Source organism: Pseudonocardia sp. P1, from assembly GCF_000178675.2.
GTDB lineage: Bacteria > Actinomycetota > Actinomycetes > Mycobacteriales > Pseudonocardiaceae > Pseudonocardia.
In genome coordinates, this window is the sequence record NZ_ADUJ02000001.1 from 1,203,466 (window position 1) to 1,218,993 (window position 15,528).

Consider the following 15,528-nt stretch of genomic DNA (forward strand, 5'->3'; position numbering starts at 1 on the left):
GCATGCCGCTCCGCGGCGCCGGGTGCCCGGTCCCGTGTCAGAAGGTCGGCACCATCCAGGACAGCACCGGCGTCGACTGCAGGAAGATCAGGACGCAGAGCGCGAGCAGCAGGACCACGCTCCAGCCGATCGTCCTCCGGAACAGCTCGGACTCCCGTCCGCCGATCCCCACCGCGGTGGCGGCGATCGTGAGGTTCTGCGGGCTGATCATCTTCCCGACGACGCCGCCGGAGGTGTTGGCCGCGACCATCAGGTGCGGGTCGAGCCCGGCCTGCTGGGCAGCCGTCTGCTGCAGGGTGGCGAACAGCGCGTTGGCCGAGGTGTCCGAGCCGGTGACGGCGGTGCCGAGCCAGCCCAGGATCGGGGAGAGGAACGCGAACAGCGCACCGGTTCCGGCGATCCAGGTGCCCACGGTGATCGTCTGGCCGGACAGGTTCATCACGTAGGCCAGCGCCAGCACCGTGGCGACGGTGAAGAAGGCCCACCGCAGCTTGTACGCGGTGCCGGTGAACTCGCGCCAGGCCGCGCCCGGGGAGACCCGGTACACGACGGCGACCACGATCCCGGACAGCAGCAGCAGCGAGCCGGGCGAGGACAGCCACTGGAAGTTGTAGGTGGTGGTCGAGACGGCCTCGCCGGTGGCGTCGAGGACCTGCCCGTCGAGCCCGGGCCAGGCGACGCCGACGTCGGAGGCGCTGAGCAGGCTCTTGGCCGGTGTCCAGAGCTTCGCGATCGAGAAGACCACGATGACCAGCAGGTAGGGGAAGAACGCCATCAGCGTCCGGCTGGTGGTGAGCGCCTCCGCGCGGTCGGTGAGGGCGCGCTGCTCGGTGACCAGCGCGGTGCCGCCGCCACCGTCCGGGGCGTCGGACGGCGTCTCGTCCGCCCGCTCGCCGCGCAGCTTCTCCATCGCCTCGGTCCCGCCGGACGGCTGCCAGAACCGCAGCATGACCACCCCGGCGACCAGGCCGGTCAGGGCGGCGACGATGTCGGTGAGCTCGACCGACAGGTAGGTCGCGGCGAGCCACTGGGCCACCGCGAAGGCCAGGCCGATCACCAGCGCGACCGGCCAGGTCTGCCGCATGCCGCGCACGCCGTCGACGAGGAACACCAGCAGCAGCGGCACGACGAAGGCCAGCACCGGGGTCTGGTGCCCGACCACGGCGCCGATCTCGGCGTACGGGATCCCGGTCAGGGTGCCCGCGGTGATGATCGGGGTGCCGACGGCACCGAACGCGACCGGCGCGGTGTTCGCCACCAGCACGACGACGGCGGCCCGGATCGGCGAGAAGCCCAGTGCCATCAGCATGACGCCGGTGATCGCCACCGGGGCCCCGAACCCGGCGAGCGCCTCCAGCAGCCCGCCGAAGCAGAACGCGATGATCACCGCCTGCACCCGCGGGTCGTCCGAGATCAGGTGGAACGCCGCGCGGAGGTCCTCGAACCGGCCGCTGGCCACCGTGACCTGGTAGAGCCAGATCGCCGTGAAGACGATCCACATGATCGGGAAGAGGCCGAAGACCGCTCCCTCGGTCGCCGAGAGCAACGCCAGGTGCGCCGGCATCCCGAAGGCGACGACGGCCACGACGATCGAGACGGCGAGCGCCGCGAGCGCCGCCCAGTGCGCCTTCCAGCGCAGCGCGCCGAGCAGGACGAAGATGGTCAACAGGGGCAGGAGGGCCACCAGGGCCGAGAGCGTGAGGCTCCCGAGCGGCGCCAGTTGCTGCTGGAACATGAGCACTCCGCGGCAGGGATCGTCGGTGATCGGTGCTGGGCGTTGGTACGGGTGGAGGAACGCGTCGCCCGACAGTGTGACGTACGCGGCCACCGAGCAGCAGACCGGACAACGGTGCGGCACAGGCCGATCCGGCACCGGAGCGGACGAAACGAAGAGCCTCCTATCGTTTCACCGCGTACGGTCGGTGGGGACGCGCGTCCGCGACCCGGAGGACCACCACCGTGACCGACACCGACGTCCACCCCCTGCCGCTGCACATGCGCCGGGACCGCTTCACCCCCGATCCCGCTCTCGACCGGCACCGCGAGGACGGCGACGTCCCCGTCGTCCGGGGCGCGTTCGGTGCCGAGGCCTACCTCGTCACCCGCTACGACGACGTCCGCGAGGTGCTCGGCGACGCGGCCACCTTCTCCAACGCGGCCGGCTCGGAGCTGCGCCGCCCGGAGGGCCCCCGGCTGTCCGAGGCCGAGCTCGCCGAGATGCGGGCCGGGAACCTGCTCGCCCAGGACCCGCCGGAGCACACCCGGCTGCGCCGGCTGCTCACCCGCGAGTTCACCCAGCGCCGGATGGCGCGCCTGGAGCCGCGGATCACCGAGATCGTCGACGACCACCTCGACGCCCTGGAGAAGGCCGGACCGGGCGCGGACCTGGTGCGCGAGTTCGCGCTGCCGATCCCCTCGCTGGTGATCTGCGAGCTGCTCGGCGTGCCCTACGCCGACCGCGACGAGTTCTCCGCGCGGTCGTCGCGGCTGCTGGACCTGTCGCTGCCCGCCGACGAGCGGGTCGCGCTCTCCCGGGAGAACCGCGCGTACATGTCCCGGCTGGTCGACGGCGCGTTCGCCGACCCGGGCGAGGACATCCTCGGGATGCTCGTGCGCGAGCACGGCCACGACCTCACGCACGCCGAGCTGGTCGGCATCGCGTCGCTGCTGCTGATCGCCGGGCACGAGACGACGTCGAACATGCTCGCCCTCGGCACGCTGGCGCTGCTCGAGCATCCCGACCAGGCGGACGCGGTCCGGGCCGAGCCCGAGCTCGCCCGCCCGGCCGTCGAGGAGCTGCTGCGCTGGCTGACGATCGTCCACACCGGCGTCGTCCGGGTCACGACCCGGGACACCGCGATCGGCGGCACCGCCGTGCCGAAGGACTCGCTCGTCCTGTGCTCGCTCCCCTCGGCCAACCGCGATCCCGCGGCGGGTGCCGAGGACCCGGCCCGGCTCGACGTCCGCCGCGGGGCGGCCGGGCACGTCGCGTTCGGGCACGGCGTGCACCACTGTCTGGGCGCGCCACTGGCCCGGATGGAGATGGCGACGGCGTTCCCGGCGTTGCTGCGCCGGTTCCCGACGCTCGCCGTCGCGGGTGAGGTCCCGTCGTCGGCATTCCGGGCATACCACTTCGTGTACGGCATGCACTCACTCCGCGTGACCTGGTAGGCGCTACCGTTCCCGGATGGGGACCACGACCGGCCCAGCGGCCCGGCCGTTGCGGGCCGACGCGGCACGCAACCACCGGCGGATCGTCGAGGCGGCCGCCGCCGCCTTCGAGTCCGACGGCCCGGACGTCGCGCTGGAGGAGATCGCGCGGCGGGCCGGGGTCGGGGTCGCCACGCTGTACCGCCGCTTCCGCACCCGGGACCTGCTGGTGCGGGCGGTGCTGGAGGACGTGTTCGCCGCCGAGATCGAGCCGACCGCCGCGGCCGGCGACGGCGACCCGTGGTCCGACCTCGCCGGGTCGCTGTCCCGCGCGGTGGAGGCGATCGCCGGGCGGCGCACCCTGCTCAAGCTGGCGCGGGAGACCGGCGCGTTCGACGTCGAGCCGGTGCACCGGTACGGCCGCACGCTGACCCGGTTGCTCGACCGGGCCCGGGAGGCCGGGGCCGTGCGGCCCGAGCTCACCCCGCGCGATCTCTCGGCGGTGCTGGTGATGGCACTGGCCGCCGTGGACGTCTCCGAGGACGACGCGGACAGCACCGACGGCACCGGCGGCACCCACGGCACGGACGGCGGCGGTGCCTCGGCCGACGAGGACCGGCGGCGCTACCTGGCGCTGCTGCTCGACGGGCTCCGGCCGGGCCATCCGCCGCTGCCGTCGCCGCCCGGCGACAGGACAGAAACCGGTGCGGACGCGAGCTTCCCCCCGCACTAGGTGAGGGGCTACGGTCGTCGGCGTCCGCTCGGCAACGGCGCCGGGCGGATGTTCTGCGTCAGCGGCCGGAGACGCGTTCCGGGTGCAGCCGCCCGGCCAGGGCCGCCACCGCGTCGGCGTTCCGGATCCCCGGGCTGACCTCGGCGAACGTCGTCGTGTAGACCCGGCCGTCGCGGACCGCGGGGACCGTCGCCAGCGCCGGGTCGGCGCGCAGCCTCTCGACCAGCGGCGCCGCCGACTCCGGTCCCTTGTCGACCCCGCAGCAGGCCGGGACGACGATGACGTCCGGTCGTGCGGCCACGATCCCCTCGGTCGAGACCGTGCGCTGCCGGCCGTCGATCTCCGGGAACGCCTGGGTCCCGCCTGCGGCCTCGATGATCGTCGTCGCGATGTCGCCGGAGCCGAAGACGCGCAGCTCCCCGGTCTGTCCCGGCGAGTTCAGCATCGCCACCCGCGGCCGCTCGGTGACCCCGTCGAGCCGCCGCGCGACGTCGTCCAGGGTGGACCGCATGCGGCCCGTGATCGCGGCGGCGCGGTCCTCGGCGCCGAGCAGCCGGCCGAGGTCGGTGAGGTCGCGTTCCACCCCGGCGAACGACACGTCGACCGCGCCGAGCTCGGTCTGCCCGCCGCCGTCGGCGGACGGGCAGTAGGAGCTGAACAGGAACGAGTCCATCCCGGTGCCGGCGAGGTCGGCGCGGGTGCCCAGGCCCTCCCGGGTGAAGGCGCCGGTGAACCCGGAGACCACGAGGTCGGGCGCTACCCGCAGGACCTCCTCGCGCGACGGGTACTCCTCCGGCCAGTAGATCGGCCGGTCCTGCTCGGGGTGGAACCCGCCGGCGAGCTCGGGGAGCAGCGGGTTGTCGAGGTAGGCGGCACCCACCAGCCGGTCCCCCGCGCCGAGCGCGAGCACGGCCTCGACCGCGTTGTGGAACATCGCGACGACGCGGCCGGGCCGCTCGACCGGGACGTCGACGTCGCAGTTGCGGACCGTCGGCCCGGCCGGGGCGGTGCCCGGGACGGCCTGCTCCGGGGCCCCGCCGCACCCGGCGAGCAGGACGACCACGAGGGACGACGCGGCGACCGAGGCGGCACGGGATCCGAGGGTCCGGCGGGAGCGGGGCACGCGGGGACACTAGCCGCGCACTCCCGCCGGATTCCACAGTTGAGCAGACGTTCAGCTGTTCGTCACAGCGGGCACCGGGTCAGAGCGTGCGCTCCAGCCGTCCGGCCAGGAGCCCCACGAACCGGGACGGGTCGGCGAGCTCCCCGCCCTCGGCGAGCAGCGCCATGCCGTGCAGCAGCTCGGCGGTCTCGCTCGCGTCGGTCCCGGCGGCCTGCGCGTCGCGCAGCCCGGTGACCAGCGGGTGCGACGGGTTGAGCTCCAGGATCCGCTTGACCTTCGGCGGCTCCTGCCCCATCGCCCGGTACATCTTCTCCAGGGTCGGGGTCATGTCGAACTCGTCGCCGACCAGCACCGCGGGCGAGGTCGTGAGCCGCGACGACAGCCGGACCTCCTTGACCTCCTCCTCGAGGACGCCGGTCATCCACTCGCAGAGCCCGGCGAACTCGGTGCGCTGCTCCTCGGCCTTCTCCTTGTCCTCGTCGGACTGGAGATCCACCTGACCCTTGGCGATCGAGCGGAACGGCGTGCCGTCGAAGCCCTCGACGCCGTCGACCCACACCTCGTCGACCGGGTCGGTGAGCAGCAGGACCTCGTAGCCCTTGTCCCGGAACGCCTCCATGTGCGGGGAGGACTGGATCGACGACGCCGAGTCCCCGGTCATGTAGTAGATGGCGTCCTGGCCCTCCTGCATCCGCTCCGTGTACGCGGCGAGGGTGGTCGGCCCGTCGGTCGCGTGGGTGGAGGCGAAGGAGGAGACCCCGAGGATCGTCTCGGTGTTGTCGGCGTCGGAGAGCAGGCCCTCCTTGAGCGCGCGGCCGAACTGCTCCCAGAACGTCGCGTACTTCTCGGGCTGCTCGTCGCGCAGGGTGCCGATCGTGGACAGCACCTTCTTCACCAGGCGGCGGCGGATCGCGGAGATCTGCCGGTCCTGCTGGAGGATCTCGCGGGAGACGTTCAGCGACAGGTCGGCCGCGTCGACGACGCCCTTGACGAAGCGCAGGTACTCCGGGACCAGCGCCTCGCAGTCGTCCATGATGAACACGCGCCGGACGTAGAGCTGGACGCCGCGGCGGGCGTCGCGCATGTAGAGGTCCATCGGCGCGACCTGCGGCAGGAACAGCAGCGCCTGGTACTCGAAGGTGCCCTCGGCGGCGAGCCGCATGGTCTCCAGCGGTTCCTGCCAGTCGTGGCTGACGTGCCGGTAGAACTCCGCGTACTCCTCGCCGGAGACGTCCTTCTGGGGCCGCGCCCAGAGCGCCTTCATCGAGTTGAGGGTCTCGGGCTCCGGCTCGGACTCGGACTCCGTGTCCGGCGCCTTCTCCGGGGCCATCCGGACCGGCCAGGTGATGAAGTCCGAGTAGGTCTTCACGATGCGGCGCAGCACGCCCGGGTCGGCGTAGTCGTGCATCTGGTCCTCGGCGTCGGACGCCTTGAGGTGCAGTGTCACCGCCGTGCCCTGCGGGGCGTCGTCGACGTCGGCGATCGTGTACGAGCCCTCGCCGTCGGACTCCCAGCGCACCCCGCCGCCGGTGCCGGCCTTGCGGGTGGTCAGCTCGACCCGGTCGGCGACCATGAACGAGGAGTAGAACCCGACGCCGAACTGCCCGATCAGGTCGCGGGCCTGGTCGCCGTCCCCGGCGTCCTGCAGCTTTGCCAGCAGCTCGGCGGTGCCCGACTTCGCGATGGTGCCGATCAGCTCGACGACCTCGTCGCGGGTCATCCCGATGCCGTTGTCGCGCACGGTCAGGGTCCGCGCCCCGGGGTCGGCGACGAGCTCGACGTGCAGGTCGTCGGTCTCCGCCCCGAGCTCCTTGTCCTGGTAGGCGGCGAGACGCACCTTGTCCAGCGCGTCCGACGCGTTCGAGATCAGCTCGCGCAGGAACACGTCCTTGTTCGAGTAGATCGAGTGGATCATGAGCCGCAGCAGCTGCCGGGCCTCCGCCTGGAACTCGATCGTCTCGGTGCTCACGTCTCTTCCCTCCTGGCTGCCATGCGGTCGGACCGCCCGATTCTGCCGTGCCGGGCGGCCGGGGAACGCACCCCCCGGCCCTCCCGGGCGCGGCGCCCGCCCGGCGGTGCCGCCGGTGCCACCGGTGCCCGGGCCGACCCGGCCGCGCCGCGCGCCGGTACCGTCGCGGACGAACCGCAGCTTCCCCTCGAACCGGACGGACCGGACGTGAGCCCGACCCGCACTCCCGCACGGCGCCTGGCCGCCGTGCTGTTGCTGTCGCTGGTCGCGGTCCTGGCGCCGGTCGCGGGCCCCGCGACGGCATGGGCGGACCCGGTCCCGGCCTCGGTGGGCAGCGACGCCGCCCCGGCGACGGCCGGACCGCAGTCCGCACTCGCCGCGCGGCCGGTCCCGGGCGGCCCGCTGCCCGCCGACGACGCGGCCCCGCCCGGTCCCCCGGGCCCGGTGCTCGACGCGCTCGTCCTGGCGCCGCCGCCGGTCACGGCCGGTGCGGCCTCCGGGCCCGCGACCGACCGGAGCGCGACCACGGGCCTCGATCCGGGGCACGCCTCGGCCTCCACCCCGCGCGGACCGCCCGCGGCCTGACCGGCCGGTACCCCTCGCCGGTCCGCCGACCGGCGCCCGTGCCCCGCCGCGGACCACGGTCCCGCAGCGACCCGGCCCCCGCTCCCGCCCGTCCGCTCCCCCGTCCCGTGACCGGGACGCAGCCCCGAGGAATCCCGTGCAGCAACGCCCCGTCCTGTGGCGCGTGATGATCGCGCTCGCCGTGCTCGCCGTGTCCGCCGTCGTCGCGCTCACCACCGCGCCCACCCTGGGCCTGGACCTGCGCGGCGGCACCCAGATCGTGCTCGAGACCCGCGACACCGAGGAGGTGCCCGCGGACGCCGCGGCCACCGACCGGGTGCTCGAGGTGCTCCGCGGCCGCGTCGACGGTCTCGGTGTCGCCGAACCGTCGCTGACGCGCTCCGGGGAGAACCGGATCATCGTCGAGCTCCCCGGGCTCACCGACCCGGCGGAGGCCGCCGAGACGCTCGGCCGGACCGCCCAGCTGACCATGCACCCGGTGCTCGGCACCGGGGCCCCGGAGGCCGCGCCCACCGCCGACGAGACGGGCCAGCCGCTGCAGCTCGGGCCGCCCGCGCTGCAGGGCGACATGATCGCCTCGGCTCAGTCGGTGCCGTCGCAGCAGTCGGTCGGGTTCGAGGTGCAGGTCGGCTTCGACGGCGAGGGCCCCGGCCGCTGGCAGGCGCTCACCGGGCAGGCTGCCTGCGCCCCGCCGGGCGACCCGCAGCGCCGCGTCGCGATCGTGCTCGACGACCAGGTGATCTCCTCCCCGCAGGTCGACCCCTCGATCGCCTGCCAGGTCGGCATGGTCGGCGGGCAGACGACGATCACCGGCAACTTCTCCCAGGAGCAGGCGAACGAGCTGTCCGTGCTCATCGAGGGCGGCGCGCTGCCGGTGCCGGTCGAGATCATCGAGCAGCGGACCGTCGGCCCGACGCTCGGCGCCGACGCGATCTCCGCGAGCGCCTGGGCCGCGATCATCGGCTCGGCGCTTACCGCCGTCTTCCTGATCGTCGTCTACCGCCTGGTCGGGGTCGTCGCCGTCGTCGCGCTCGGCGGCTACGCGCTCACCGCCTACGCGGTGCAGACCGGACTCGGCGCGACCCTGACCCTGCCCGGCCTGGCCGCCTTCGTCCTCGCCGTCGGCATGGCCGTCGACGCGAACGTGCTGATCGCCGAACGCTCCCGCGAGGAGTACGCGGCCCGGCCACGCCTGGAACGCGCGTCGGAGAACGGCTACCGGTTCTCGCTGTCCGCCGTCGGGGACGCCGCCGTCACCTCGCTGCTCGCCGCCGTCCTGCTGTTCGGGCTGGCGTCGGGCCCGGTGCGGGGCTTCGGCGTCACGCTCGTCATCGGTGTCGTCGTCTCGCTGTTCTCGGCGCTGGTGCTGTCCCGGTTGCTGACGCTGGCGGTGCTGCGGATCCCCGCGGTCCGCAGGCGGCCCCGCATCACCGGGATCGCGGCGATCGGGCCCGTGCGGCAGCGCCTGGAGGCGCGCGACCCTGGCTTCCTGCGCAACGCGGCGAAGGTGCTCGCCGTCGCCGGTGTGGTGCTGGTGGTCGCGGTCAGCGGGCTGTTCGTGCGCGGGCTGGAGCTCGGGGTCGAGTTCACCGGCGGCCGGCTCGTCGAGTTCACGACGACGAACCCGATCACCCCTGAGCAGGCCCGGGAGGCCGTCACCGCCGCCGGGTACCCGAACCTGCAGGTCACGACGACCGGGGACGGCGCCGTCGGCCTGCGGGCCGGTGAACTGGCGGACGCGGAGGTCGCGGCCCTGCGCGACTCGGTCGCCGCCGCCGGTGGCGGGGCCGAGGTCCTGCGCGACGAGATGATCGGCCCGAGCCTCGGCGAGGAGCTGGCGCGGGGCGGTCTGATCGCCCTCGGCGTCGCGCTGGCGGCCCAGTTCCTCTACCTGGCCTTCCGGTTCCGGTGGACACTCGGCGCCGGTGCGGTGGCCGCCCTGCTCGCCAACGTGCTGGTCGTCGTCGGAGTGTTCGCCTGGACCGGGCGGACCCTCGACGGAGTGTTCCTCGCGGCGCTGCTCACCGTCATCGGCTACTCCGTCAACGACACGGTGGTGGTGTTCGACCGGGTGCGCGAGCACTGGGCCCGCCGGGCGAAGGACCCGTTCCACAGGGTCGTCGGGTCGGCCGTGCTCTCGACGCTGCCGCGGACGGTGAACACCGGCGTCTCGACACTGATGATCCTGGTGATGCTGCTGCTCCTGGGCGGGGCGACGCTCGCCGACTTCGCGCTGGCGCTGATCATCGGCATCGTGGTCGGCACGATCTCGACCATCGTGGTCGCCGGACCGGTCGCGATCCTGCTGGAGCGCCGCTGGGGCGGGACGCCGCCGCGGGCCGGCAAGGACAAGCAGCCGGTGGGCAAGGCCGGTCGCCGCAACCCGTCGCGGGCCGACCGCGCCCGGACCCGCAACGCCGACGGCGCCGTGGTCTGACCCCCGGTCCATGCCGGGTCAGGTCGCGGCCGACCGGTCGCCGCGGTCGAGCCGCTCCCCGCAGCGCTCGATCGCGGCCCGGATCATGCGGCCGTACCCGTCGTCCGGAAGGGCACCGGTCCGGGCGCGGGCGAGCGCGAGGTGCTCGCGGGCCGGGCCGTCGGCGCCGAGCCTGCGGTGCACGTCGGCCAGGTTGAGGTGCAGCGACGGGTAGAAGGCCGCCACCTGCAGCGACGCGTGGTGGGCCCGGGCGCGGTCGTCGGTCAGCTCGGCGGCGGCGGCGAGCGCCCGCTCGTCCCACCTCAGCTCCGCGTGCGGATCGTCCTGCACGTCGGCCGCGTGGTGCGCGAGCGTGCAGCGGTGCAGCGGGTCGCCGCGCTCGCCGACCCGGGCCCAGAGCGCGTCGAACCGGGCGCGGGCCGTGGCGGTGTCACCGGCGTGCCCCGCCTCCACCGCGGCCCCGATCCCCGCCATCACGATGTCGTGCCGGTCGTCCTGCTGGGTGTCGGTCATCGTTCCTCCCGGTCGCCGCTGCGTGGACCGGATGATGCGGGACACCCCCGACAGTTCCCCGGCCGTCAGCCCGCCGGGTGCTCCCGCCAGCGGAGCTCCGCGGCCCGCCACTCCCGGTCGAGGCGTTCGGCGGCGAGCCCCCGGCCCACCGACCGGGCCCACCGGTCGGCGAGCAGCACCAGCAGCCCGCCGGCGACGAGCACCGACGCCGTCCGCAGCACCCCCGCCGTGCGGGCCTCGGCCAGCCAGCGCGGCGTGGTCGGCTCGCCGTCGGCGTCGAGCCACAGCGTCACCGTGCGTCCCGCGGTCGCGACCTCGCCGACCGCGACGTCCGCGACCCGGATGCCGTCGCGCGGGTCGTTCCAGGTCACCGGCACCGGGGCGCCGCCGGCGTCGGGCCGGGTGTGCAGGACCGTCGCCGTCGTCCGGGTCGCGTCGTAGCGAGCGGCGACCTCGTCCTCGGCGGCCTGACCGGCGAGCAGCGCCACCAGGACGAGAAGCCCGACCGCGACCGGCACGGCGACCCGCCGGACGGTGCCGAGTGCGCGCTCCACCGGGTCCGCGTCCGGGCTGGTGATCAGGTCCATGCTGACGAGGATCGGCGGCGCCGTGGCCGGCCACAATGCGGAATCGGCGCGGTCAGCCTTCGGGTACGGCAGAGGCTCGGATGTGGTCGGCCAGCGCGGACGCGACCGGCCAGCTCGGCGACCCGCGCTCCAGCGCCGCGCCCCAGCACAGCGACAGGCCGCGCCGCGCCCACGGCTCGGCGAGGTCACGGACCTCGAGGCGCCCGAGCCGGGCCGGGCCCGCTGCCGCGCGGCGCGGGACGATCCCCAGGCCGGCGCCCGCCTCGGCCAGCGCGACGACCGTCCGGAGGTCGACGGTGCGGGTCCGGTACCGCGGCACCGGGGCGGACGGCCCCGCGTGCCCGGTCAGCGCGACCTGGAACGGCGCCGCCGCCTGCAGCCCCACCATCGGGTGCTCGGCAGCCTCGGCGTAGGTCATCGCGTCGCGGCCGTCGAGCACCCCGCCGGGCGGGCCGATGACGACGAGTGAGTCGTCGCACAGCGGCTCGGCCGCCAGCCCCGAACCGGCCGCGACGTCGTCGAGCACGATGCCCAGATCGGCCTCGCCGTCGACGAGCCGCCGGGCGGTCTCGACGCTGCGGTGGACCGTGACGTCGACGTCGGCGTCCGGGTGGGCCAGGAGGAACGTCGTCACCGCGCGCGGCACCAGGCCGTGCATCGCCGAGCTGCCGGCCAGCAGGGACAGCGGCGCCGACGCGGGCCGGGCGTAGGACGCGATCGCGCCGTCGAGACGGGCCGCGCGGTCGAGGACGTCGCGGGCGTGCCGGGCCAGTGCCATCCCCGCCGGGGTCGTGCGGACCCCGCGGCGGCCGCGGACGAGCAGCCCGATCCGCGCGTGCCGCTCCAGGGAGCGGATCCGCGCACTCGCCGACGGCAGGCTCAGGTTCGCCCGCTCCGCCCCCGCCGTGATGGAGCCCTCGGCGACGACGTGCAGGAACAGCCGGAGGTCGGTGAGGTCGTACTGCACAGCGGTCAGCCTATGGAAGAACCGCACTCTCTGACGAGGACTGTTCCTGTCCGCGATCCAGGCCAGGATCGGCGGATGACTCCCACCCTGCAGATCGCCCTCGACGCCACCGACCCGCACGCCCTCGCCCGCTTCTGGGCGGCGGCCCTGGGGTACGAGGTCGAGGACCACACCGAGATCGTCACCGGGCTGCTCGCCGCCGGGCACCTCACCGACGACGAGGTGCTGACCGACGGCGACCGCACGGCGTTCCGTGACGTCGCCACCTGCCGCGGCCCCGGCCCGCGCCTCTTCCTCCAGCGGGTGCCGGAGCCGAAGACGGCGAAGAACCGGGTGCACCTCGACCTGCAGGTCGGGCCGGAGGCCGCGCCCGCGGAGATCGAGCGGCTGGTCGCCCTGGGCGCCGAGGTGGCGTGGGTGACCTCCGACCGCGGCCCGGTGAACACCACCCTGCGCGACCCCGAGGGCAACGAGTTCTGCGTGAGCTGACCGGCCTGCTCCCGGAAGTGGGGTTGTCCCCCGCACGGCCTCGTACCAGCCCGACCGACACGGTGCCCCGACGCTGCCACCGTCGACGGTGACCGCCGACCGGCGGAGCTCGGCGAGCTTCCGGGAGATGCGCCATGCCGTCGCCAGCAGCAGTCACCGCACGGACCGCGGGACCGGAGGTCACGGCCCCGCTGCCCGTCCCCGACGCCCGGCGGCGGCCACGCCTGGCCGGTGTCGACGTCGCCCGCGGCGCGGCGGTGCTCGGGATGATCGCGACGCACGCGCTGCCGCAGGCGACCGACGCCGGGGACCCCACGACGGCCGCGGTGGTGGCCGCCGGACGGTCGGCGGCGACGTTCGTGTTCGTCGCCGGTGTCAGCGTGGCCTTCCTGTCCGGTCGACGGGACGGTGTGCACGGCCGGGCACGCCTCGCCGCCTCGGCCGGGCTGCTGGTCCGCGCCGGCGTCGTCCTCGCGTTGGGGCTCGTCGTCGGGACGCTGTCGCCCCTCAACGGCATCTGGGGGATCCTGCCCGTCTACGGCCTGCTGTTCGTCCTGGTGCTCCCGCTGCTGGGGCTGGGGCCACGCGCGCTCGCCGCGGTCACCGCCGCGATCGTCGCCCTCGGCCCGGTGCTGCTGATGACGACGTCCGCCGCGGAGCTGCCGCTGGCCGGCGAGGACGACCCGACGCTCGTCACCCTGCTCCTGGACCCGCTCGGGCTCCTGGTGCAGCTCCTCCTGTCAGGCGCCTACCCGGTGGTGGTCTACCTGGCCTACCTGACCGCCGGGCTCGCGGTCGGCCGGCTCGACCTGTCGTCGGGACGGGTCGCGGGATGGCTGCTCGGCGGGGGGCTGGCGCTCGCCGTGACGGCGCGCGCGGTGTCCTGGTACCTGCTGGACGTCCTCGGCGGGCTCGACGCGCTGGTGCGCGGCTCCGGCGCCGACGATCCCGCCCGGGCCGCGACGACGCTGCTGTGGGAGGAGAACCAGCCGCTGACGTCGTGGTGGCACCTCGCGCTGCCGGCACCGCACTCGCACACCCCGGTCGACCTGCTGCACACCCTCGGCTCGGCGTCCGCGGTGCTCGGCGCCTCGCTGCTGCTCAGCCGGGTGCCGATCGTGCGGCGGATGCTCTCGCCGCTCGCTGCGGCGGGCAGCATGGCACTGACCGTGTACTGCGCACACCTCGTGTTGCTCGCCACGGGCATCTGGTCCGACGACCCCACCCTGCTGTTCACCGCGATGGCGGTCGGCGCCCTGCTGGGTGCGCTGCTCTGGCGCCACCTGCTCGGTCAGGGGCCGCTGGAGAAGCTCGTCTCCGTGCCTGCCACGGCCGCCCGCCGGGCCGTCGCGGCGGGCCCGGCCCGCACGCCGTCGACCGGGCTGTCCGTGGGAGCGCGGGCCGCGACCCGGGTGGCCGCCGGGACCGCCGCCGTCGTGGTGCTCGTCGCCGCGCTCGGCCTGGGGGTCTGGACCCGGAGCACGGCCCCGGTCCCCGCCGCCGGTCCGGAGGTGACGGGGAGCGCGCCCGCCGATCCTGACGCCGCGGACGCGGCCGGCCCGGACGCCGCCCGGTACTGCGCGCTGTCCGTCCGGTACTCCGCCCTGCTCGACACCGAGGAGGACCCCGCACCGGAGGCCATCCGGGACGCCGCGGACACGGCGACGGAGATGGCCCGGGTGGCCCCCGCCCCGGTCGCGGGCCCGGTCGCCCTGCTCGCCGACGACGCACGGGCCGAGGCCGGCGTCACCGGCGCCACCGCCCCGGATCCCGCCGCGGTCGAGACGGCGCAGGCGGCGGTCGACGCGTTCGAGGAGACCGGCTGCGCGTAGGCCCGCGGGCCCCGGTCAGCCGGGTTCGAGGTCGTAGGTCCGCCTGCCCACGGTGATCAGGTCGACGGCCGAGACCAGCCCCGCGTTCCCCGCACCCTGGTTCACCCCGGCCGCGTACGCCGAGATGCCGGGATGGGCGTCCATGATCTCGTCGAGCGTGTACTGCGGCGCGCCGTCCGCGCACTCGCGGTAGGCGTCGGCGGCGCCGATCTGGCGGGTGAGGCAGAACGTGCCGGAGCCGACGTCGTACCGCGTCCAGCGGCCCACCGGCGCCGGATCCGGGAGGTAGGTCAGCAGGTGCAGGTCCTGCGGGCCGAGGTCGCCGCCGTCGATGTCGGCGGCGATCTGGAACGACGGCATCGCGTCCGTCGACGACTCCGGTGAGCGGAACGCCTGGTAGCTGCTGGTGGCGAAGCGGGACAGCGGCCCGCCGACCTCGCGGGTGACGAACTGGACCTTGTCGCCGTCGCCGGGTGTGCGGAGCTCCAGGGCACCGCTGCCGCCGTCGGCGGGGGCGCCGTACCGCGAGGTGAACTCGCGGCTGCCCGCGCCGCGGTCGAACGTCCCCGCGAACTGGTTCGACGCCGTGGGCGTGACGGTGACCGTTCCGGACGGCCCGAACGGGTCCACCGCGAGAGCAGGGTGCAGCGAGGCCCCCGCCAGCAGGGCCGCCAGCGCGGCCGCCGCGACGAGTCCGTTCCGGCGCGCACGACGCATGTGTCCTCCTCGACCCGTGATCGTCCGGTCCAACGAGCAGGGAGGGCCGGGGATACCCGTGCGGGGTCAGCGGCGGACGCGGATCTCCATGGACACCGTGACCACGTCCCCGACGTCGACGCCCTCGGTGCGCCGGACCACGTCCTTCACCGGGAGCAGGTACCCGCCGTTCTTCGGGAACAGCGACGTCGTCCAGCGGGTCGCGCCCATCGCGGCGTCGACGGGGACCATGCCCCAGCCGTACGTGACGTCCCGGCTGACCTCGGCGACCTCCGCCGCGAGCTCGTCGGGCAGCCGGACGAAGTGGAACGGCGACGGGCCACGCCAGTGGACGATCTCGCCGGTGACGTCCACCGCGGTGCTCCCCTCGCCGGTGCGGGCCCTCAGGGGCCACATCGGACGGTACTCCCGCGCACGCGGGCGCGG

The 15,528-nt window shown here is 74.8% G+C and carries 14 protein-coding genes; 6 read left to right on the forward strand and 8 right to left on the reverse strand.

All coding sequences use genetic code 11. The annotated features are described in order from the left end of the window. Positions 1–37: 37 nt before the first annotated feature. Entirely contained in the window at positions 38–1,735 is a 1,698-nt protein-coding gene (locus PP1_RS05050; RefSeq protein WP_029239157.1) for an L-lactate permease, read from the reverse strand. A gap of 224 nt (positions 1,736–1,959) precedes the next feature. Here PP1_RS05050 and PP1_RS05055 point away from each other — a divergent pair, with 224 nt between their 5' ends. Then, positions 1,960–3,171 (forward strand): cytochrome P450, encoded by a 1,212-nt coding sequence (locus tag PP1_RS05055; RefSeq protein WP_010224435.1) that lies wholly within the window; start codon positions 1,960–1,962, stop codon positions 3,169–3,171. A gap of 16 nt (positions 3,172–3,187) precedes the next feature. Then, positions 3,188–3,883 carry a TetR/AcrR family transcriptional regulator gene (locus PP1_RS05060; RefSeq protein ID WP_010224436.1) on the forward strand — a complete coding sequence of 232 codons (696 nt, stop codon included), beginning with the start codon at positions 3,188–3,190 and terminating at the stop codon, positions 3,881–3,883. Between the two features lie 58 nt (positions 3,884–3,941). Here PP1_RS05060 and PP1_RS05065 read toward each other — a convergent pair whose 3' ends face one another. Then, positions 3,942–5,006 (reverse strand): ABC transporter substrate-binding protein, encoded by a 1,065-nt coding sequence (locus PP1_RS05065; RefSeq protein WP_010224437.1) that lies wholly within the window; start codon positions 5,004–5,006, stop codon positions 3,942–3,944. A gap of 79 nt (positions 5,007–5,085) precedes the next feature. Further along, positions 5,086–6,975, reverse strand: coding sequence for a molecular chaperone HtpG (gene htpG, locus PP1_RS05070; protein WP_010224438.1), 1,890 nt, complete (start codon positions 6,973–6,975; stop codon positions 5,086–5,088). Between the two features lie 207 nt (positions 6,976–7,182). Between htpG and PP1_RS05075 the strand changes: the two genes are divergently transcribed. Continuing rightward, entirely contained in the window at positions 7,183–7,560 is a 378-nt protein-coding gene (locus PP1_RS05075; protein ID WP_139323850.1) for a hypothetical protein, read from the forward strand. 136 nt (positions 7,561–7,696) lie between these two features. Further along, the gene (gene secD, locus PP1_RS05080) at positions 7,697–9,997 is read left to right on the forward strand and encodes a protein translocase subunit SecD (RefSeq protein ID WP_249265969.1); all 2,301 of its coding nucleotides are present in this window, start codon (positions 7,697–7,699) and stop codon (positions 9,995–9,997) included. Between the two features lie 18 nt (positions 9,998–10,015). Here secD and PP1_RS05085 read toward each other — a convergent pair whose 3' ends face one another. The 3 genes from PP1_RS05085 to PP1_RS05095 all read right to left on the reverse strand — a co-directional run bounded on the left by PP1_RS05085 (position 10,016) and on the right by PP1_RS05095 (position 12,064). Beyond that, positions 10,016–10,510, reverse strand: coding sequence for a hypothetical protein (locus PP1_RS05085; protein ID WP_075315042.1), 495 nt, complete (start codon positions 10,508–10,510; stop codon positions 10,016–10,018). 65 nt (positions 10,511–10,575) lie between these two features. After that, positions 10,576–11,097 carry a hypothetical protein gene (locus PP1_RS05090; protein ID WP_139323849.1) on the reverse strand — a complete coding sequence of 174 codons (522 nt, stop codon included), beginning with the start codon at positions 11,095–11,097 and terminating at the stop codon, positions 10,576–10,578. A gap of 52 nt (positions 11,098–11,149) precedes the next feature. Then, the gene (locus tag PP1_RS05095; RefSeq protein ID WP_060572517.1) at positions 11,150–12,064 is read right to left on the reverse strand and encodes a LysR family transcriptional regulator; all 915 of its coding nucleotides are present in this window, start codon (positions 12,062–12,064) and stop codon (positions 11,150–11,152) included. 75 nt (positions 12,065–12,139) lie between these two features. Between PP1_RS05095 and PP1_RS05100 the strand changes: the two genes are divergently transcribed. Both PP1_RS05100 and PP1_RS05105 read left to right on the forward strand, forming a co-directional pair. Then, complete coding sequence (locus tag PP1_RS05100; RefSeq protein WP_010227396.1) at positions 12,140–12,553, forward strand: VOC family protein; 414 nt, start codon at positions 12,140–12,142, stop codon at positions 12,551–12,553. A gap of 134 nt (positions 12,554–12,687) precedes the next feature. Then, positions 12,688–14,385 (forward strand): heparan-alpha-glucosaminide N-acetyltransferase domain-containing protein, encoded by a 1,698-nt coding sequence (locus PP1_RS05105; RefSeq protein WP_075314141.1) that lies wholly within the window; start codon positions 12,688–12,690, stop codon positions 14,383–14,385. 15 nt (positions 14,386–14,400) lie between these two features. On the opposite strand, the gene PP1_RS05110 is transcribed toward PP1_RS05105, so the two are convergent. Both PP1_RS05110 and PP1_RS05115 read right to left on the reverse strand, forming a co-directional pair. After that, the gene (locus tag PP1_RS05110) at positions 14,401–15,102 is read right to left on the reverse strand and encodes a hypothetical protein (protein ID WP_010227211.1); all 702 of its coding nucleotides are present in this window, start codon (positions 15,100–15,102) and stop codon (positions 14,401–14,403) included. Positions 15,103–15,168: 66 nt separating this feature from the next. Further along, on the reverse strand, positions 15,169–15,498 hold the full coding sequence (locus tag PP1_RS05115) for a DUF1905 domain-containing protein (RefSeq protein WP_010227210.1): 330 nt from the start codon (positions 15,496–15,498) through the stop codon (positions 15,169–15,171). Positions 15,499–15,528 lie beyond the last annotated feature (30 nt).